General features: G+C 45.2%; 17 protein-coding genes. 7 read left to right on the top strand and 10 right to left on the bottom strand.

Features of this window, described 5'->3' with window-relative positions:
- Positions 1-30: 30 nt before the first annotated feature.
- Genes AC1VYS_RS06875 through AC1VYS_RS06865 form a run of 3 tightly spaced genes read left to right on the top strand, consistent with a single transcriptional unit; the run spans position 31 to position 2,635 of the window.
- The gene (locus AC1VYS_RS06875; RefSeq protein WP_482913594.1) at positions 31-933 is read left to right on the top strand and encodes an ABC transporter ATP-binding protein; all 903 of its coding nucleotides are present in this window, start codon (positions 31-33) and stop codon (positions 931-933) included.
- Positions 926-1,759: an ABC transporter permease subunit gene (locus tag AC1VYS_RS06870; RefSeq protein ID WP_482913593.1), complete on the top strand. Its 834-nt coding sequence runs from the start codon at positions 926-928 to the stop codon at positions 1,757-1,759. The genes AC1VYS_RS06875 and AC1VYS_RS06870 overlap by 8 nt, the downstream gene beginning before the upstream one ends.
- 24 nt (positions 1,760-1,783) lie before the next feature.
- A complete protein-coding gene (locus AC1VYS_RS06865) occupies positions 1,784-2,635 on the top strand; it encodes a MurR/RpiR family transcriptional regulator (RefSeq protein ID WP_482934491.1) in 852 nt (283 codons plus the stop codon).
- A gap of 13 nt (positions 2,636-2,648) precedes the next feature.
- On the opposite strand, the gene AC1VYS_RS06860 is transcribed toward AC1VYS_RS06865, so the two are convergent.
- Positions 2,649-3,632, bottom strand: a complete 984-nt coding sequence (locus AC1VYS_RS06860; protein WP_482913591.1) for a Gfo/Idh/MocA family protein — start codon at positions 3,630-3,632, stop codon at positions 2,649-2,651.
- A 174-nt stretch (positions 3,633-3,806) separates the two neighbouring features.
- On the opposite strand from AC1VYS_RS06860, the gene AC1VYS_RS06855 reads away from it, so the two are divergent.
- Positions 3,807-4,205 (top strand): hypothetical protein, encoded by a 399-nt coding sequence (locus AC1VYS_RS06855; RefSeq protein ID WP_482913590.1) that lies wholly within the window; start codon positions 3,807-3,809, stop codon positions 4,203-4,205.
- Between the two features lie 216 nt (positions 4,206-4,421).
- The gene (locus tag AC1VYS_RS06850) at positions 4,422-5,783 is read left to right on the top strand and encodes a helix-turn-helix domain-containing protein (protein WP_482913589.1); all 1,362 of its coding nucleotides are present in this window, start codon (positions 4,422-4,424) and stop codon (positions 5,781-5,783) included.
- 46 nt (positions 5,784-5,829) lie between these two features.
- Here the strand turns inward: AC1VYS_RS06850 and AC1VYS_RS06845 are convergent, their stop codons facing one another.
- Positions 5,830-6,417, bottom strand: coding sequence for a GbsR/MarR family transcriptional regulator (locus tag AC1VYS_RS06845; RefSeq protein ID WP_482913588.1), 588 nt, complete (start codon positions 6,415-6,417; stop codon positions 5,830-5,832).
- A gap of 493 nt (positions 6,418-6,910) precedes the next feature.
- Here AC1VYS_RS06845 and AC1VYS_RS06840 point away from each other — a divergent pair, with 493 nt between their 5' ends.
- Positions 6,911-8,140 (top strand): quaternary amine ABC transporter ATP-binding protein, encoded by a 1,230-nt coding sequence (locus AC1VYS_RS06840; RefSeq protein WP_482913587.1) that lies wholly within the window; start codon positions 6,911-6,913, stop codon positions 8,138-8,140.
- The gene (locus AC1VYS_RS06835; RefSeq protein ID WP_482913586.1) at positions 8,106-10,706 is read left to right on the top strand and encodes a glycine betaine ABC transporter substrate-binding protein; all 2,601 of its coding nucleotides are present in this window, start codon (positions 8,106-8,108) and stop codon (positions 10,704-10,706) included. The genes AC1VYS_RS06840 and AC1VYS_RS06835 overlap by 35 nt, the downstream gene beginning before the upstream one ends.
- Before the next feature lie 221 nt (positions 10,707-10,927).
- On the opposite strand, the gene AC1VYS_RS06830 is transcribed toward AC1VYS_RS06835, so the two are convergent.
- From AC1VYS_RS06830 to AC1VYS_RS06795, 8 genes are all read right to left on the bottom strand, one after another.
- Complete coding sequence (locus tag AC1VYS_RS06830; protein WP_482913585.1) at positions 10,928-11,899, bottom strand: ABC transporter substrate-binding protein; 972 nt, start codon at positions 11,897-11,899, stop codon at positions 10,928-10,930.
- Between the two features lie 308 nt (positions 11,900-12,207).
- On the bottom strand, positions 12,208-13,566 hold the full coding sequence (locus tag AC1VYS_RS06825) for an ABC transporter substrate-binding protein (protein WP_482913584.1): 1,359 nt from the start codon (positions 13,564-13,566) through the stop codon (positions 12,208-12,210).
- Between the two features lie 295 nt (positions 13,567-13,861).
- Positions 13,862-14,683 (bottom strand): carbohydrate ABC transporter permease, encoded by an 822-nt coding sequence (locus AC1VYS_RS06820; RefSeq protein WP_482913583.1) that lies wholly within the window; start codon positions 14,681-14,683, stop codon positions 13,862-13,864.
- Positions 14,680-15,645, bottom strand: a complete 966-nt coding sequence (locus AC1VYS_RS06815) for a carbohydrate ABC transporter permease (protein ID WP_482913582.1) — start codon at positions 15,643-15,645, stop codon at positions 14,680-14,682. Before AC1VYS_RS06815 ends, AC1VYS_RS06820 begins: the two co-directional genes overlap by 4 nt.
- Before the next feature lie 379 nt (positions 15,646-16,024).
- On the bottom strand, positions 16,025-17,842 hold the full coding sequence (locus tag AC1VYS_RS06810; RefSeq protein WP_482913581.1) for an APC family permease: 1,818 nt from the start codon (positions 17,840-17,842) through the stop codon (positions 16,025-16,027).
- 350 nt (positions 17,843-18,192) lie between these two features.
- Positions 18,193-19,032, bottom strand: a complete 840-nt coding sequence (gene rhaD, locus AC1VYS_RS06805; protein WP_482913580.1) for a rhamnulose-1-phosphate aldolase — start codon at positions 19,030-19,032, stop codon at positions 18,193-18,195.
- 438 nt (positions 19,033-19,470) lie between these two features.
- Positions 19,471-20,010 carry a GNAT family N-acetyltransferase gene (locus tag AC1VYS_RS06800; protein ID WP_441926383.1) on the bottom strand — a complete coding sequence of 180 codons (540 nt, stop codon included), beginning with the start codon at positions 20,008-20,010 and terminating at the stop codon, positions 19,471-19,473.
- Positions 20,011-20,095: 85 nt separating this feature from the next.
- On the bottom strand, positions 20,096-20,788 hold the full coding sequence (locus AC1VYS_RS06795) for a hypothetical protein (protein WP_482913579.1): 693 nt from the start codon (positions 20,786-20,788) through the stop codon (positions 20,096-20,098).
- Positions 20,789-20,900 lie beyond the last annotated feature (112 nt).

The following is a 20,900-nucleotide window of genomic DNA, read 5'->3' as shown; positions in this document are numbered from 1 at the left end:
TCAAACTTAGAAAACGGACGGTGATTTTACATGATTGAAGTACGGGATATATATAAAAATTTCGGAGAGCAGCACGCGTTGCAGGATATCAGCTTCACAATTCAACAAGGCAGCATAACCGGACTCATTGGCCCGAACGGCTCGGGTAAAACAACCCTCATTCGGATCATGAACGGAGTTCTGGGCGCAAACAGCGGACAGGTTACCATCCAAGGCATGGATACGTCACGCGAAACGGAAAAGATACTGGCGATCTGCGGTACACTGACCGAACAAAGCGGTTTGTATGAAAATATGAGTGGGCGGGATAATTTACTCTTTTTCGCTGATGCCTTTGGTCTCAATCATGTAAATGAACGCATCGACGAGTTGGTGAAGCTGCTTGAGATTCAGGATTACCAGCACCGCAAAGTTGGTACCTATAGCACAGGTATGAAAAAACGATTGGGTCTTGCACGGGTACTGCTGCACCGTCCTTCGATTCTGTTTCTGGATGAGCCAACCAATGGTCTTGACCCTGACGGCATCCAGATGGTGCTTCGCATCATTCGTCAATTAAATACGGAGCTGAACTTGACGATTCTCATCTCCTCACACGTGCTTACTCAGCTTTCCGCCGTGTGTGATCATTATATTTTTATGGAAAAGGGTCGTGTTGTTGAGAAAGGGACTGAACAGGAGATCATTCAGCGTTATCAATCCGCACCGCGGCTAGAGGTCGAAGCTGATATGCCAAACGGTTGGGAGACAGGCACCTATTCGCCTGAGACGGTTACCGCGCATACAGCAACGTTTCAATTATCATCTCGTGAGCATATTCCGTTGTTACTTCGGGAGCTGACCGAGCATGGTCAGGTTTATCAGGCACGTATGGAAGGCAATGATCTGGAAAGCATTTATTTTGCGATAAGGGAGGCGAATGCACATGAATAATCGTCAAGCGATACGTGCACTCATTCGTAAAGATATTCGTTCTGTCACATCCAGCGTGCAACTATGGCTGCCTATGCTGATTGTACCGCTAATCATCGGAATCATTGTTCCTTCTGCTATGTTGTGGGTTGCATCCCGCGTGAATCTACATTCGATAAGTAACTTAAATGTGATCATGGAAACATTAGACAAGCTAATCCAAAGTGGTCAGATGCCCTCCATTGCTGCCATGACAACGGACAACCAACGTATTGTTTATTTTCTTGGCTTGTATATGTTCGCTCCATTGTTTCTCATCATTCCAGTGATGGCTTCCAGCATCCTGACTGCCAACAGTTTCGCTGGCGAGAAGGAACGCAAGACACTGGAAGGATTGTTGTTTACACCGATGAGCATGAGTACACTGTTTAGAGGTAAAGTTCTGGCTGCTTTCATTCCGTCAGTGTTGTTGTCCTGGGTGACCTTCATCATCTATGGGATCATTGCCAACATCCTGATGTACCCGATCTTTGGCACATTGATGTTTCCGAATTGGAATTGGATCATTCTGATCCTTTGGGTGGTCCCTACATGCAGTTTAGCCGTTATTCTCCTCAATGTGCTCATCTCGGCTAAAGTACGAGGATTTCAGGAAGCCTACCAGCTTGGCGGACTCGTTGTCCTGCCCCTGATTGCCCTGATTGCTGGTCAGGCCACCGGCATGTTAATGATTGGGCCATGGATGTTGCTGGGCACCGGTGCAGCGATGCTGCTCACGAGCTTTATTTTACTCCGCCTCGTTACCATGTGGAACCGCCGTCAGCAACTTGCGGAGAGTCAGATCTGATTGAGAAATAAACAGACGCGAGTTATGATGTGGAGACATGTACTTTGGGATGATTATAGAGAGGAATGGAACAACAGCATGGAATACAACCTACTCCAGAAATTAAAATATGCTTCACCATTAACGGCACAGGAGAAGCATATTGTGGACTTTATCCTGAACGACCCCGAAGTTGTATTCCATGCTACAGCCCATGAACTGGCTCAACAGACTTATACAAGTGCGTCCACCATTGTTCGCCTATGCAAAAAAATGGGTACCAAAGGGTACCCAGACTTTCAGTTAAAGCTTGCGCTAGAATATCAACAATCTCCTTCTTCCCCATTACGGACGCCGGATCATACAATCACAGAACAAGGCAATGTACTGGCTGCGATCGACTCGGTTCCCTACCTATATCACCAGGCGCTGGATGAGACACGCCGTATGTTGAACGCTCCTCTTTTAGTACGAATCGCGAATTGGGTAAAAGAATCCGCACGTATTGACATCTACGGTAGTGATATGAATTATTATTTGGCACAGCAGGCTTGCGCCAAATGGAACGAGCTTGGCATTGCGGCGGTAGCACACAATGGTCCCAACATGCATTATTTAAATACAATGAATACCAGTCAGTTCATCCTGTCTTTTGTCATATCTCATACGGGAGAGAACTCATCCATGATTGAAGCCGCCAGAGTACTGAAGAATATGCAACGGAAAGTCATCGCCGTGACCGAAGACAATCTTTCAACGCTATCCAGACATTGTGATGAAACGCTGCTAACCTATGGTTATAACGAACAATTGAGGTTGTCCAAAATGTCTTCCATGATCTCGGTACTCTATCTGTTTGATATGTTGTATATGGCGAGCATCAGCGACAACTACTGAGATTTATCATTCATCATTTATCCGCTGTAAATACAATACCCGCATGCCTGCGAGCTTCCGCCAGTACATTCATTACAGAACGGCTGTGTTCGAGCAGTTCATAACACCGGTTATAATCCTTAGCCAGATAAATTTCTCTGAACGCTTCCCACTCATAGTACAGCCAATTGGCTTTGTTCTGCGCATTAAACTCCTCGGCAGTCTCTTTCCCAATCTGAAGCTTGATTTCCCGACAACCGTTCGCTCCTCCTACAACCTGAAGGTACCCCTTTTCTCCTTGAATGAGCACAAAGTTCATGCCGCTCGTGTCCTTAGCCCCAACACATTCTGCAATGAACTCTGGATACTTGAGGACCACAACTCCTGATGTATCAATGCCGTTCTCATGCTGATTCGCCGTGTACGATACTGTATTCGGGCTGCCAAACAAATTCAAGACCAGATGCAGATTATAAATATTGATATCCATCAGCGCTCCACCAGAGAACTCGGGATTAAATACGTTGGGTGTCTGCCCCGCGAGAAGATCATTGTATTTACGCGAGTATTGACTGTAGTTACACTGAATCAGTTTGATCGAACCAAGCTTCGGTAGTTGCTCCTGTATAACTTTAATGTTCGGTAAATGAATGTTGGAGATAGCCTCAAAGAGCAACAGGTTCTTTTCTTTTGCAAGTGCAATCAGCGTTTCTGCTTCCTGAAGCGTGGACGTGAACGGTTTTTCACATACAACATGTTTACCATGTTGAAGTGCCTGATAGGCCTGTTCATAATGCATACTATTGGGCGAAGCAATATAAACGAGATCTACATTTTCATCCAAAAATAAGGATTCTAGGTCTGTATAGATTGTGCTTACCCTATATTTATCCGCAAGCTCTTGTGCCGTCTCCTTTTTGCGGGAGTACATGGCAGTGACTATGACATCATCCAATTCATTGATCGCGGATAAAATGGCATCTACAATGGAGCCTGTACCAATCGTTGCTATATTCATCCTATTGTTTCGCTCCTGTCGTTGATGGTTCAGTCGGTTTCTTCATTCACCTTCATGTTACCACGACCAAACTAGGCATAGAATGCTTTGAGACGAGATTGGTAGCATCATGCGCAAATCGATTTCAGGTTGAACTAAGTATGAAATTCAATTTCATTCTCTTTCTCCAAAAGCGTGCGAGAAGTCAGTGCAGTTGGAACAGACAAGGTGGTAATCATTGATGCGGATCAAAAAGCCTACGCCAAAACCGTTACTGCCAGCAAGGTGAATAAAACGTCTAATCTCAACCTGAGCAATGTAACCTATGTGATGAATCAGTTCGTGAATGATAAACCTGAAGTTGCCTACATCTCCGGCAAAAATGGTCTCTATGCTGTCAATGCATCTCTGAAATTTAGCAAAATAGCTGGGGATGAATGGGACACATTCCACTTGCGTGATGATGTTCCCGGAATCTTTTACAGCCATGCCAAAGATGAATTCCGTTTATACCATTCAGCAGCAAACGGAACAGGACAACAAGCAGTAAGTGACATTTTCCTGGACAACATTCTTTTAATTACAACGAATTAAGTTCGTTCCGGAAACGTTAGATTTCAGGTTTGATTGAGGATGACTCTTCAGCTTTCATGCTGGTTTGTCATCCTTTTTTGCGTTTATTTTCTACTTTCCCATACGCGTTTGTCATTCTTGCGATTTCAGAATTATCAAAACTAATTTTCAAAAACACCTTCCATTTGAGAATGATAATTGTTATCATTAAGAAAATAAGACAAAAGGATGGTCCGCATGAATGAATCGTTTCCCGTATTAACCGAAACCTCTTCTTTACCGCTGCTCTCTTCAATGTGCCGTGTACGTCGCGGGAGAAATTTCCGTATACAAGGCATGACGGTAAGTCGGCCCATACTTTGTCTTATTTTACAAGGCAAAGGCTTGCTGGCTCTGGACAACATCGTACACGAAGCACAAGCTGGAGATCTGTTTATGATCAAACCCGGCATAATTATCGACGCATTAGCTCATTCTGAGGTCGTTGAATTTCTCATGCTAAGCATGGAACAAGTAAGTGTGCAACGAGTAAGAGGACAATGGAAAATGACCGCCACCTCCTCCCTTTCCTTCGACTGGCAGACAGGCAAAATGCGCATCCGGCATGAACAGCAGGCAGCAGAACGAATGGCCAAGTTGTATGATTCCTATCGAGGTGAACAGTCAGACCACTTTGTCAGCATACATAGTCAGTTACATGAGCTATTGCAATTCCTGTCAGAGCATCGACTGGAAGCTAACCTCGAAAAGGTAGATCCCGCACTGGAACGCAGCATTTCATATATGCATCGTTTCATGAGTGAGGGCATCAGCATGGATCATCTGGCTAAAATCGCAGGATTAACACCAAGTTCATATTCCCGCAGCTTCAAAAAGGCAAAAGGCATGTCACCTACCGATTATCTAAACCGGTTAAGAATCGAAGAAGCCAAAAAACAACTGTCGGTGGAGAACTGTGTTCTCAAAGAAGTTGCCGAATCCGTTGGTTATGGGAATGAATATTATTTTAGTCGTAAATTCAAGCAATTGCTTGGAATTGCGCCAAGTATCTATATGAAGAAACATCGGTTACGCGTAGCCACAGTATCCGGCTCTGGCTTTGATGAGCATCTACGCTCTCTGGGACTGCAACCTGTTGGGTCACTGGATCTAAAACATCATTCAAAGAGCGGCACAGCAGAGCAAGAACGTGACCTAACCAACCAGCTGGATCTACTGCGTCAAGGTAAACCTGATCTCATTATTGGTGACGATTCCTGCCAACCTTATTATGATCAATTAAAAGGTATTGCCCCCACCGTCATTCTCGAATTGACCGAGGATTGGAAAGATACCTATAGCCGATTGGCAGAGCTTACCGGGCGTGAGAAGCAAGCACAGCGGTACTTCAAGGAGCTTGCACTTTATCGCTTAGAAACAGCCCCACACCTTGCGACTGATGCCAATCGAGATCGGATGCCAGTCGCATGGACAGATCAAACAAGTACTCGGCGTACAGGAGCACAATCCAGTGCTTCCAAACTCCGAAGACCTGTACAGCGTTTGCAAAAGACAAATTCGCTGAAGTCGATTACAAGTTTAAGTGTAATCGGTCAATAAAAAGTAAAGGGACCCTTCCAGAAGGAATGGGTCCTTTGCTTTGAGCTTATAACTGTTCTTTCATTTCTTCTTTAATCTCTTCTTTAGGAACAAGCTTATAGATTTCTTCATCTTCCATCGCATCAATAAGCCTGTCGAGCCATCGGTAGTACGCTTCGGCTTGCAATACTTTATGCATGTCCTCATGTAGTACTCGCAGAAGATCCGCATCAGCCTGTTCGTCAAGCTGGTTAATCAGCCGATTCATCTCGTCAACGGATTTGCGAAGAATCTGAAGGTTACTCTCCACCGCTTTTCTCCATTTAATAGCAAAATAATCCGTAAACGTCTGATGCCAGTCATACTCCACTTCATATAGATCTTTTCTGGAGCCTTTGCTCCACACCTTATTTACCATTTTCAGATCCAGCAGAGTTCGTACTCCGGTGCTCATGCTTGTTTTGCTCATTTCCATTTCCCGGCCCATATCATCAAGGGTCATCGGTTTTTCTGCGAAAAATAGCAATCCATATAGATGTCCCGTGGACAACGTTACGCCGTATAGATCCATATTTCGTCCAATGGCTTCGATAACGCGTTTACGGATCTTCATCACGGCAGCCTGCTGATCCTCTTGCAAATGGTCCAAGCTCATGCTTGCAACCTCCATTCTGACATTCCAGTCTTGGCAAAAAATCAGCATGTTCAAGCTCAGCTTACATGGGAAAGCATGCAACTGGATATTCTATAAGCTAGAAAACATCTTACACCCAATGGATTATATTGGGAACTTTACCATGCTGCAATTTGCCTACGATGTTCATTTAACCAAAAAAATAAGCTTTAATTCAGCTCATTTTCTATTGTAGGAAAAGCAATAATAAAAGTAAAGATGTCTGATTAGCCAGAAAAAGGAGATAGACAGAGCATATGAGAGGAAAACTTTGTACAGTTTTTACTGTATAAACATTATGTACTGTTTATTCGGTTGCTATACTGGTTAACTATTGTTAGAATACAAACCGTTACCCAGAAAGACGGGAAGCGAAGCAAGAATTACCGGATTTCGTGGCTGGGCACACAAGTGTATGGGCTTGTGACTGCTAAAAGCCGTTCGAAGTGCACAACACATCAGAAGGGGTGAAAACATGACCATACTTGAAGTGAAAAACGTGAGTAAACTGTTTGGCCCCCAAACCGAGCAAGGTCTTGAATTACTGGAGCAAGGTTGGGGGAAAGAAAAGTTGGCCAAAGAGAAACAGATAACGGTTGGTGTCAATCGGGTCAACATGGAAATCAAAGAAGGTGAAATTTTCGTAATTATGGGCCTGTCCGGTAGTGGTAAGTCCACACTGGTTCGGATGTTCAATCGCTTGATTGAACCAACATCCGGAGAAATTCTGGTTCATGGCAAAGATTTGCGAAAAATGAACAAAGAACAATTGCGAGAAGTACGCCGGAAAACAATCAGCATGGTATTCCAGAAATTTGCTTTGTTTCCGCACCGGACTGTTCTTGATAATGTGGAATATGGTTTGGAAGTTCAAAAAGTAGATAAGGAAGTTCGCCGTGAGAAAGCCAAAACCTCACTCGAACTCGTTGGTCTCAAAGGCTGGGAAGATAAAATGCCGGATGAGCTGAGCGGCGGGATGCAACAACGTGTCGGCCTCGCCCGCGCACTTGCTAATGACCCGGAAGTACTGCTGATGGACGAAGCCTTCAGTGCGCTTGATCCATTGATTCGCCGTGATATGCAAGATGAGTTGATTGAGCTTCAGGATAAGATGAAAAAGACGATTATTTTCATTACCCATGACTTGGACGAAGCGCTGCGCATCGGCGATCGGATTGCCCTTATGAAAGACGGCGCTGTTGTGCAGATTGGTACACCGGAGGAAATTATGATTCAACCGGCCAACTCATACGTGGCCCGCTTCGTCGAAGACGTGGACTTGTCCAAGGTCCTCACAGCATCACACGTTATGCGCCGTCCAGAAACAATCACGACCGATCGTGGTCCTCGTGTTGCTCTCGAGTTAATGCGTGAGCGAGGCATCTCGAACCTGTTTGTCATTGATCGCTCCAAAAAACTGCTGGGTGTCATTACAGCAGAAGACGCAACCCGTGCAATGCGCGAAAATAAAGTATTAAACGACATTCTGATTACAGATGGGCCGACCGTGTCGCCTGATACCCTGATTCATGAATTGTTTGAGATTGTAAGTTCAGCCCATGTGCCTCTCGCCGTTGTAAGCGAAACTGGCCGTCTGCAAGGTGTTATCGTTCGCGGTGCCCTGCTCGGTGCACTAAGCGGTGAAGTTGCAGAAAAGGAGGAAGCTCTGAATGATACCCAAAATACCACTAGCATCGTGGATTGAATCCATCGTTGACTGGATGAGCTCCTCGCTCTCCGGATTGTTTAAAGTAATCTCTGTCGTTATTCAGGAAGTCGTTGGATTTTTCTCGGGGCTGTTTATGTTGCCTCATCCACTTCTGTTCATCGCCATACTAGGCGTACTGGCATTTCTGGTAGGCAGATTGCCACTTACCCTGTTTACCGTTATCGGGTTCCTGCTCGTGGATAACTTGGGCTACTGGTCCCAATCGATGGACACACTGGGTCTCGTTATTACGTCAGGATTGATTTCAATTCTGCTCGGTGTGCCTGTCGGTATCTGGCTCGCATACAGTAAAACAGCTGCACGGATTATCACGCCGCTGCTGGACTTCATGCAGACGATGCCTGCATTCGTTTATCTGTTGCCAGCCGTTACGTTCTTTAGTTTAGGCGTTGTTCCCGGCGTTATCGCATCAGTGATCTTCGCCATTCCGCCAACCATTCGTCTGACTCATCTGGGGATCAAACAGGTTTCGAGCGAACTGGTAGAGGCAGCGGATGCTTTCGGCTCCACTTCGGCGCAGAAATTGTTCAAAGTACAGCTTCCACTCGCCTTGCCTACGGTGATGTCCGGTATTAACCAGACGATCATGCTGTCCCTTTCCATGGTTGTTATTGCATCCATGATCGGTGCACAGGGTATCGGTGCAGAAGTGTACCGTGCAGTAACGCAGCTACAGATTGGTAAAGGATTTGAAGCCGGTCTTGCTGTCGTAGTGCTTGCCATCGTGCTTGATCGCTTTACACAAAACCTGTTTATGCCTGGTCGCAAAAAAACTTCCCGTGTCTCCACGAAACAAAAGGCATGGATTACTGCAGCGGCAACACTCCTTGTACTTGTTGCTGGTTTCTCTCAATACTTCACAGGCAGCACAACATCTGCTGGTGGCAACAACGGAGCAGCCAATGCTGTAGGTAAGGAAGTAAACTATCAGATTATTGGTATTGATCCCGGTGCAGGCATTATGAAATCAACTGCCAAAGCCATCGAGGATTATAACTTGTCTGACTGGAATCTGATTGAAGGTTCGGGTGCCGCGATGACGGCTACACTCGACAAAGCCATCAAAAATGAACAACCGATTATCATCACTGGTTGGACTCCTCACTGGATGTTCAATAAGTATGATCTGAAATATTTGGAAGACCCGAAGAAATCGTTTGGTGATGCCGAGGAAATTCATACCATTGCTCGTAAAGGTTTGAAGGAAGATCACCCGGTTGCTTATGAATTCCTGAAGCGCTTCAAATGGACTTCGGATGAAATGGGCGAGATGATGATTGCCATTCAGGATGGTACATCCCCTGAACAGGCTGCCAAAGATTATGCCGAGAAACATGCGGATCAGATTGACGAATGGACAAAAGGTCTGACACCAGTCAATGGTGATGCGTTCAAACTGAGCTATGTTGCCTGGGATTCTGAAATTGCCAGCACCAACTTGCTAAAATATGTGATGGAAAACAAGCTCGGGTACAAAGTCAACGCACTTCAAGTTGAAGCTGGACCCATGTGGACGGGTGTTGCCTCAGGTGACGTAGATGCTTCTCCTGCGGCCTGGTTGCCACTGACACATGCTGACTACTGGGAACGTTACAAAGATCAGGTTGAGGACCTTGGAGCCAATATGACTGGTGTACGCACAGGTCTGGTTGTTCCTAAATATATGACGGACGTTAACTCGATTGAAGATTTGGAAACGGGGGCTTCAACTTCGGGTTCATCCTCTGAACCTGCGGCAAATGCCAACGTTGGAGATGAAGTCAATCACCGGATTATCGGTATTGACCCAGGTGCCGGTATTATGAAATCCACCGCCAGTGCCATTGAAAAGTATGGCCTGACCAACTGGAATTTGGTAGAAGGGTCCGGCGCAGCCATGACGGCTACGCTGGACAAAGCTTACAAGAATAAAGAACCAATTATCATTACAGGTTGGACTCCGCACTGGATGTTCAACCAATATGACCTGAAATATTTGGATGATCCAGATAAAGTCTATGGAGATGCCGAAGAAATTCATACCATCGCTCGTAAAGGTCTGAAAGAAGATCATCCGGTCGCTTATGAATTCTTGTCCCGCTTCAAGTGGACTTCGGATGAGATGGGTGAGATGATGATTGCCATTCAAGACGGTACGTCACCTGAACAGGCTGCCAAAGACTATGCCGAGAAACACAAAGATCAGATTGATGAATGGACGAAAGGTCTGACACCCGTGAACGGTGATACGTTCCGTCTCGGCTATGTTGCTTGGGACTCCGAGATTGCAAGTACAAATCTGCTGAAATATGTGATGGAAAATAAGCTCGGATATAAAGTGAATGCATTGCAAGTTGAAGCCGGACCGATGTGGACGGGTGTTGCATCAGGAGACGTGGATGCATCTCCAGCTGCTTGGCTTCCTCTGACACATGCTGATTATTGGGATAAATACAAAGACCAGATTGATGACCTCGGTGCAAATATGACAGGAGTAAAAACGGGACTTGTCGTGCCGGAGTACATGGATGTCAAATCCATTGCAGACTTAAAAGATAAATAAACACATTAAGTTCGATTATCGTTATATTTTTAATTCGTAACGTCCTTAATACTAGTTTCTTTTCTGTTACTCCTTCAAAAGTAACCACCTTCTACGTATATACATAGAAGGTGGTTTTTTCTTATAAAAAGAAAAGAGGCGAAGGGCTTTTGCCTGCTTCGTCTCTTTCTTATACGATTCACTATCAACAGTTGGAGTGAAGATCCTTACCAACTGATTTATTATTTTCCCGTACCAAGAAATCCTTCTTTGAAAATATTCAATACATATTCCAACGTGGTCGGGTCGCTATACGTCACCGATTTGGTATCCAATTCGATCACATGTTTGTTCTGAACGGCCGGGATTTTACCCCAAATCCCCGATTTCATAATCTCGTTATCCCGGGTCATGTCTCTACTGAGCACGATGAAGTCACCCATATATTCCGGAAGAACTTCAAGTGACAAGGAGTGATAACCTTCTTTTAACGTGTCATTCTTCACTTTTTCCGGCATATTCAGCTTCATCGCTTGATACAGTGCTTCTGTTCCGCGTGCCCAGTGATCTCCCATCGCGAAAACTTCTTTATCCGCGATTTCAATCGTGGATACTGTTACTTTATCACCATACTTGGCTTTAATCTCGTTGCCAATCTCACCGGCTCTTTTGGTGAAATCATCAATCCATGTTTGTGCTTCAGACTCTTTGTTCAGCACTTTGCCAATCTCCAGCTGCTGTTGCAGATAGTCAAGTTTACCCCAAGTGTATACGATGGTTGGGGCAATTTTGGACAGTTGTTCGAGATTTTTCATATGTGAACCCGCAATGATCAAGTCTGGGTTCAAAGCGGAGACACTCTCTGGATCTTCCTCGCTTACGATAGCAACATCTTTTAATTTATCCTTGAACAGCGGATTTTCTGCTGTCCATTTATCTACGCCCACTGGCGTTACATCCATAGAAAGGATATTGGGACCGTTCGTGAGAGCCACGATACGTTGCGGTTTAGCCGGAATCTCCACTGGCCCTGTTTCGGACTGATACGTTATGGTATCCGAAGTATTCGCTGCTTCACTGCTTGTCCCTTCTGTTGCAGATGCCTCTTGTTTTCCGTTATCTGATGCACCGTTTGATGCCCCGTTACCACATGCACTGGCAATGATCGTAAACATCATCAGCACGATGAACGGCAGAATCCATTTCTTTTTCATCTGTATAGTCCCCCCTAATCGTTAATGATAATCATTATCATTTTAATGAACGTGTTGATTATATGATATGAATCTATAGCATGTCAATCATTTATCTTTATTCTTTCGACAACAAAACAGCTTGCAGATCGATCTCCGCAAGCTGAATCATCTCAATGATATATTAGCTCCATACTCGTACAATCCACACGGCTACTGTAACCTGTTCGCTATAAATAGAAGATCCATCCTATCAACCCCCTGCTGCTTGTACTCTCACCATTTAACAGCGTCATCACCTCTGGTAGGATCTTTTCTCCTTACAGTGGTTATTTCTTCACCGTGCTGTTGTACTGATTGATTTTTTCCGTAATCTGTTTTGCAGCTGCATCGAGTGCCTCTTGTGACGATCCTTGTCCATTCAGCACCGTTTCAATCGCTCCTTCGACAATTTGTCTCGCTTCTGGAAAAACACCCATAACTGCGCCGGATGTTGCTGTCGAATCGGCTGAAGCGTGTAATTGGTCGACTGCTGTCTGGAACTGCGGATATTTCGTCATATTATCCTTTAATACTTGCTCATCGTAGGCTGCTGTCGTAATTGGGAAGTATCCGGTCGCTACACTCCAGTTGGCTTGTACTTCAGGTGTAGCCAAGTATTTGATGAATTCCCACGCGGCCTGCTGCTGGGCTTCCGACTTGTTATTCATAATGTACAAGCTTGCGCCACCAACCACGACCCCACCTTCTTTGGCATCCGCCGGACGAGGTAGGAAACCTGTTCCCAGTTCAAACTTGCCGCCTGAACCCTCGACAATTTTGCGTAGTCCTGCCGTGGAATCCAGTGTCATACCAATCTGCTGTGCCGTAAATGCTGCGGTGGTGTCGTCTGTGTTACGTCCCAAGTTGGCGAGGGTTTTCTCGTCAATCATCTTTTTCCACCACGTTAACGTCTTCACACCTGCCTCAGAGTTCAGTAAAGATTCCGTGGCCGCGCCACTTCTTCCGTTTCCATTGTTTACATAATCCGCATTCTGGTTAGCAAAAAATTGTTCCATAAACCAGCCGTAGATCGCCATTGACGCTGCCGGTTTACCATCTTTGGATAAGGCCTTAGCCGCTTGCTCGAACTCTTCATACGTCTTCGGCGGATTCTCCGGGTCAAGCCCTGCAGCTCTGAACATGTCCTTGTTGTAATACAAAATCGGGTTTGACGTATTAAACGGCATCGCGTTCAATTTGCCATCAATCGTGTAATAACGAATAATGTTCGGCTCAAGTTGGGACAGATCAAACTTGTCCTTATCAATGAACTGCTGTACTGGTGTAATCATGCCCGAGTCGATCATAAACTTGCTGCCAATCTCGTAGACCTGAATCAAATCCGGGCCGCTGTCTGAACCCATGGATGCTTTAAGCTTATTCAAGCTCTCATCATATTTCCCTTGGTAGATCGCTTTCACCTGAATCTCTGGATGGCTTGCATTGAAATCGGAAGCAAGTTGGTTAATGGCTTTTTCGCCTGCACCAGACATGGAATGCCACCAAGTCAATTGGGTCGTTTCAGCCGCAGCCGCATCAGCTTGTGCCCCACTCGCCGGGCTACTTGTTTCTGTTTTCGTACCACAAGCCGAAATGACCAACATCAGCGCTGCTAGCATTAGTGCAAAAGTTCCTCTTCTTTTCATGTCGCTCTCCTTTAGATGGCTCGCGTTAAAAAAACATTTGTTGAGACTGCACGTTGTAGCCGTTCCGGTTACGAATCGTTCTTTCGATTGCTGTTATCCCCAGATTTCTTGAACATTCCTATACTTAGGGAGAAATCCGGGGATAAAGGCAAACGCTTCGCTTCTACAGAATCGATTTCGTCCCCTCCACTACTAACGTGTGTGTTATCTCACAAAACCCTTTTATAAAAGGCGAGCCTCATTTTATTCGCTCCTGGCGGTTCATGCGTAATCTTCACAGTGATGCAGGTTTCCTTTATCCCTTAAGCGCTCCGGCTGCCATGCCTCGCACTAGCTGCTTCAGACCAAAGATCAGCAGCAGCAAAGATGGCAGGATCACCATCGCTGTTCCGGCAAACACCAGATTCCACGCCGTCGATTCCTGGAACTCCAGCATGGAAATTCCGATTTGAGCCGTTCTCATCTCGGGTGTATTCGTCACAAGCAGCGGCCAGAGATAAGAGTTGTACATACTAAGGAACGAGTAGATCGCCAGTGTACCAAGTGCCGGACGGGACAAAGGAATTACATGTGAGATGAAATAACGAATGTGTCCGCACCCGTCTATTTTGGCTGCTTCAAACAATTCCTTGGGCAGTTGCATGAAGAACTGTCTTAGCAGAAAGGTGCCAAATGCGGTTGCGAGAAACGGTATCGTTAACCCCTGATAACTATCCAGCCAGCCCCAGCTGCGAATCGTCAGATAGTTAGGGATCATCGTCACTTCCCACGGAATCATCATGGTGGCCACAAATATACTGAAGATGACGTTTTTACCTTTGAATTGCATTTTGGCAAAAGCATATGCAGCCATACTGGCTGTAATCAATTGACCCACCGTGGTCAACCCCGCCACCAGAAAGGTATTCCCGATGAATCGCCCAATCGGCACAATATCGAACACTTCGGCGAAGTTGGACAAATCAATCGCCATCGGGATGATATGGGGTGGATACGCACTCGCATCCTCAGGCGTCATCACTGCCATGAAGAAGGTGTACATCACCGGATACAATATTAGTGCAGCGCAGATCGTCAGCAACATATAGAGCAACGTTTGGTTCCATTTTGCACTCATTGGTAATGTACTTTCCTTTCTACCCATTTGAACTGAAGCAGGGTCAGCAGCATAATGACCGCAAATAGAATTAATGCCTGTGCACTGCCTGTGCCGAAGCGGAAGTTCACGAACGCCTCTTGATAGATGGAATACACAAACACATTTGTACTATCCATCGGGCCGCCTCGAGTCAAAATGTTGATCTGACCGAAGGATTGGAATGCACCAATGATCGATACCACCGTTACAAAAAATAAGGTTGGCGATAGCAAAGGCATGGAGATTTTGCGAAACGTCAGTAATGGTCCTGCTCCATCCATCTTGGCGCTTTCGTAGATCTCATCCGGAATTCCCTGTAAGCCGCTGGATAGAATGATGTAGTTAAAACCAAGATTCATCCAGATCGTCATAATGGAGATCGAAATCAAGGCCCAATCCGGGCTGGTTAACCATGGGATCGGGTCAATGCCTACTTTGCCAAGCAGATAATTCAGCATGCCCAGCGTTGGATGGAAGAGAAACTTCCAGATGACCGCAGACGAACCCACCGATAATACGACAGGCAACGAGAACACAAATTGAAACACCCGCATACCCTTAAAGCGATTATGGGTCAGAGCAGCCAAAATCAGAGCAACCAGCATACCCGTCGGTACAGTAAACAGAACAAACAATAACGTCACTTTCATGCCTTGCATAAATAGACCTGACTGGAACACCGCTTTGAAATTGTCCAGCCCTACATAAGCTGCAATCTGTCCGGTAGGATCAGTAGAATGCAGACTCAGATACACCGACTTAAACATCGGATAAAACAGAAACACGGCAAACAACAACAGCGATGGTGCCAGAAAACCATAGGCCAGCAGGTTCTCCCTCAACCGTTGCAACCGTAGTGAAGCAGTCCGACGATTGCGTGTACTTGAGGTTATGCGCCGTTTGATGGCAGGTAAGCTGATCTGGTTGTCAAGATCACTCATCTGAAGTTTTTCCTCCTTGATTGTACTTCTCGGATTGCACTTCCTAGATTGCCCCTCTCGGGTCACACTCTCTGTATACAAGCTCTGAGGTGACTTAATTCAACTGAACTCAATTGAACTCAATTGAGCTCAACACCACGATATCTAGTCTAATTTTCCAGTGTCATTGCAAAATGGTAAATGTATTAATTTAAAGTTAATCCTCATCCAGCCGTTTTACACAATTAATCATTGAGCAGAATGTGTTTTCAGCTTTCACACATACGCAAAAAACCGCAAGAAACCTCCGATCTGGAGGTCTCCCTGCGATAATATGTGTAAATACTATATTAAAACCTTAACGCTTCATTGATGAACTAGATTTTACATTATTTTTCCATTAACGATTCAGATGAAAAGGAACTGTCGTCACAATCACATCTTTATAATTAATCAGATAAGCCCGAATCATGAAGCTGGTCTGGTTATGCAGTACATTTTGCCACCAGTGCTTCGTAATAAATTGCGGAATCAGGATGGTGATATGATCGGTTTCAGCTGTTTTCCATTCGACGGTATCAATGAATTTCTTCAGTGGCCCCATGATGCTGCGATATCTCGATTTGATCACAACCAGACGCACACCAGGGTTCCATTCTTCCCACTTCTCCTCCATCTTCCTTATAGCCTCATCGTCAAAGCCGATATACAGTGCCACCACATGATCCGACATCGTCTGGGCGTAACTGATGGTATTCATTACCACCCGAGTAATGCCTGCCACCGGAATAACGATTGTATTGCCTTTCTTGGCCGGTTTATCCACCTGAATATCGATACGCAGTTCGTCTGCGATGTTGCAGTAATGGCTGCGAATGCGCATAAATACATAAACGACTAGGGGCAAGAAGATAAAGATAACCCATGTCTGCGTGAACTTGGTGAAAATAAAAATGAGTGTAATCGACAGTGTGGTCAGCATACCGATTGTATTCACCAGCAGTTTTGTCTTCCACCCTGACGGTTTAATTTTAATCCAGCGTATCATCATGCCGAGCTGCGACAGTGTAAAAGGAATGAACACCCCGACCGCATAGAGCGGGATCAAGTTTCCGGTATCCCCTTTAAATCCAACGACCAGAAGTGCCGACATGACGCTGAGAAAAATAATCCCGTTGGAGAAGCCCAGACGGTCTCCTCGCACCATAAACATATGTGGCATATATTTATCCTTCGCCATCATGAAGGACAAGAGCGGGAAGGCCGAGTATGCCGTATTTGCCGCAAGAAACAAAATCAGTGCCGTCACACCCTGGATAATAAAATACATCCATCCTCTGCCAAACGTAGCTTCGGCAATCTGCGAAATGACGGTTGCTTTCGGATCAGGCTTGATGCCGTATCCAAAGGCTAACAGCGTAATGCCGATAAACATGGCACCAAGGATGCATCCCATCAGCAGCAGCGTCCCGGCAGCATTCTTCTCCGCAGGCTGCTTGAAGTTCGGAATGGCGTTACTCACCGCCTCTACCCCGGTCAATGCGGAGCATCCAGAGCTGAACGCTTTAAGCAACAGGAAGATGCTGACATGCGACAGACTTGTTCCAAACTCCGGAGCCGCGGCATGCATGCCGCCAGCCATAAACTTGATACCACCCGAAATAATGAGAATGGCAATCGAAAAGATAAACAGATAAATAGGGATTGCCAGCACGGATGCTGACTCCGTAACCCCCCGCAGATTCATAACGGTCAAAAACACAATCATAATAAGTGCAATAATGATGCTATAGTCATGCAATACAGGAAAAGCAGATGTGATCGCATCGGTACCTGCGGAAGAACTTACAGCCACAGTCAGGATATAATCGACTAGCAATGAACCTCCAGCAATCAAGCTCGGTGTGGTGCCCAGGTTATCCTTGGCTACGATATACGCGCCGCCTCCTGTAGGATAAGCAAATATGGTCTGGCGATACGAAAAAATTAAAATGACGAGCAATCCCAGCACGGCGATGGAAATCGGAACCGAGTACCACAAGGCGGCGAATCCCGCCACAACCAGCACCAGCAAAATCTGTTCCGTACCGTAGGCCACAGATGATAAAGCATCGGAAGACAGGATGGCGAGTGCCTTCCATTTCCCCAATTTTTCTGCATCCAATTCAGCCGACTTCATTGGCTTGCCGATTAAGATTCTCTTCATTTTGCCAAGCATGATCATAACTTCCTTCCATCTCTTGTCTATAAGCTTCTTTGCTTCTCATCTGTAAGACATGGTCTGTTCTTATCTGTGAAGCATTGTTATTATGCAAAATCGCAGAGCCATTGACAATATGTCATTTCACCCGAAAATCGCCAGCGCGTGATAATGCATTCTACGATTCAATATTCGATAACAAAGCCTTTCTTGCTGAGTAAATTGAACGTTTTTGACCCAAAACGACGATTGTTTGCCTGAAAAAAGAAAATGACCTTCGGTTCAAAGAACCGAAGGCCATGATTTCCATATATTATGGTCAGCTTAATATAACAAAATTGTCGTATCTAACTTATTTACACTTCATTTTAAATGATACCTGGACGAGGAGTTACGCCAAATTGTTCTGTAAGTGCACGCAGTTGCTCATCCGTGATCCGCTGGCGGATATCGTGACCTGCAACAAGCATGTACACTTGTGCTGCTTTCTCGATGGTCTCAATCAGACCAAACGCTTCGTCAATCGTTGTACCTGTTCCAAAAATGCCGTGCTGAGGCCAGATCACTGCATGATACTCCTGCATTTTCTCCGCCGTTGCGCGGCCGATTTCATTCGAACCGGGCATCATCCAAGGGATGATCCCAACGCCATCTGGAAATACCACCACACATTCGGTACACATCTGCCAGAGTGTCTTGGTGAACTTGGCCTCATCCAGCTCATGGATGAAGGTCATGGCTAGTACATGTGTCGCGTGGTTGTGCATGACAACCCGGTGATTCGGGTCTCTTTTCAAACGTTCAATATGGCTCATAAAATGGGTTGGCAGTTCACTTGTCGGGTTCGCTCCGCCATTCAGTCCCCATAGCACTTCAAGCTCCCGGCCATCCGCCGATACACGCAGTACACCCAGATTACCTTCCGGGTCTGCCAGCACGTTTTTGAAATATTTGCCCGATGCCGTAACGATAAAATACTGACCTGCCAGCTCCTGCACGGAAAAGGCAGGTGTAATGGTGCGAATCACTTGATGAATATCGATATACGGTGCAACCTCTTCCTCTTTCAACAAATAGCTGACATTACCACCATTACGCTCATCCCACCCATTCTTCCACATATGCTGCGTAATCTCTGCCATCTCGCGTACAAATGGAATGTTGAATCCGGCAGGTTGCTGTCTTTCGGTCTGAAGGGTCACGTTCATGTTTATCCTCTCCCATGTTCAAGTTTAAAATCGGGCTTTCACGATCAAAGTAAGTTCCTTTTTTCACATTTATTATACCTTTGTTTATGTTTGAAAGTCAATGATTTAGACTTGTTTTATCTTTTGTAATACTTTATTTACGTTTGTTTATCTTTGTTGCGGAATCAAAACATGATAACAAGATAGAAATAAAACAAAAAAAATACCCCGCCGTCGCCCGGCAGGGTCAGTCACACATCTATTTAACACGAGAAGGGGTTTACAAGAGTTATCTTATCCCTTTTACCTTAAAAGAAGCTGAAAGCGAAATAAATATAGCATAAAAAAACAGTGGATCATCCCGCATAATGCGAAACTCGTTCAATGACATGACATATGGTGCTGCCTCTAACTAGTTTCCAGCATATTCATTTGGATAACGCCACATGAGGGATGTATTCAGCAGGCTTCATTATTTTTTTGCAACCGATAGAATGGCTGGACCGTATCTGCTGCTTCATCCCGCCGATCCTCCATATGCTCAAATCCCAACTTAATTAAGATATGATATGCCGCTTCATTATCAGGATGATGCTCTGCAACCAGAGCCGAAACTTCTAACTTGTCAAAAGCATAGCGAACAACAGCCTGTGCTGCTTCCTGTGCATATCCTTGTCCCCAGTGATCGCGTGTCAGCAGGAAACCCAGCTCATAGGTATTCTCTTCCGGTGCATAAGGGTACAGACCACAGCAACCGACAAACACGTCAGAATCCTTTTGAAAAAGAGCCCAGTACTGAACCCCCTCCTGCTTCTCACGCTCGATTTCCTGAGTTAGCCTCGCCTCCACCTCCTCTTCACTCAGCACATCGCTGCCGCTGATCCATTTGGTCACCGCATGATCACCCCAGAGCGCAAATGCGAGTGCCTGATCCCGTTCGTCCCATGTCGTAAATACAAGTCGTTCTGTTTCCATTAATTTTGTTCGCTTACGGTTCATTCTATCAACCTCCCGAATCCGAGGCACGATCTCAAGCGTGCGGTCTATACTATTTAATTAATCGTACCGCGTTCGGGATAAACAATTATAGTTTTTTCGCAAGTTTCTCGAATTGCTGGATATAGGGTTTAATCTCTTTTTCTATACTTATGATAAAGGAACGAAACGCTTTGGGATCATACTCATCCCCGACACCAACATTTTTATGTACTTTTCCTTTTTGATACTTAAAAGAGAAGAAATAACCTTCTTTGAGCCTTTTCAAAATTTCTCCTGCCTCACCCATAATTTGAAGTTGTATTTTTGCATCTTTATAAGAAAAGAAATACGGTGGGTCAGCTTCTCCATGGTGACGCACATCATACCCGGCAATCCACTGATCTTTAGCAAAGGTCCCTGTTTGCACTCGTGACTCCAGCATATCTCCAGTCAGACTAATCTCGTTGACACGCAGTACTCCTTTGCCTGCTTTTTGATCGCTTTTCCAGGTTCCTTCATACTGTGTTTCTGAGATTCGATCTGTTTCCTGCGTTGTCATCTTATAAACTCCCTGTCCTGAACGTTTGCCTTCAACCCAACTTCCATTGTAAGTTTTCGATTTCCCCCATGTCATTCTGCCTTCCCCGTGAGGTTTTCCGTTTTTGATCTCACCGTAATATACTGCTCCATTACTGTAATTTAATGTTTGCCTATCTGCTTGAACTAACATGGGCGCTGATAACAGCAAGGTTAAACCTAGACTTGCCCCTAGGATATAACAGAATAATTTTTTAATCATCTTATCTTCCCTTCTCTTCCCTGCAGATTACACTGCTTAATATAGTAACTCAACGCACCTTAGTATAATATCACTTTAAATCCAGATCACACCAGCAAAAAAAGACCCCTGC

The organism is Paenibacillus sp. G34 (assembly GCF_056856875.1).
This window is presented reverse-complemented; position numbering and strand designations above follow the sequence as displayed.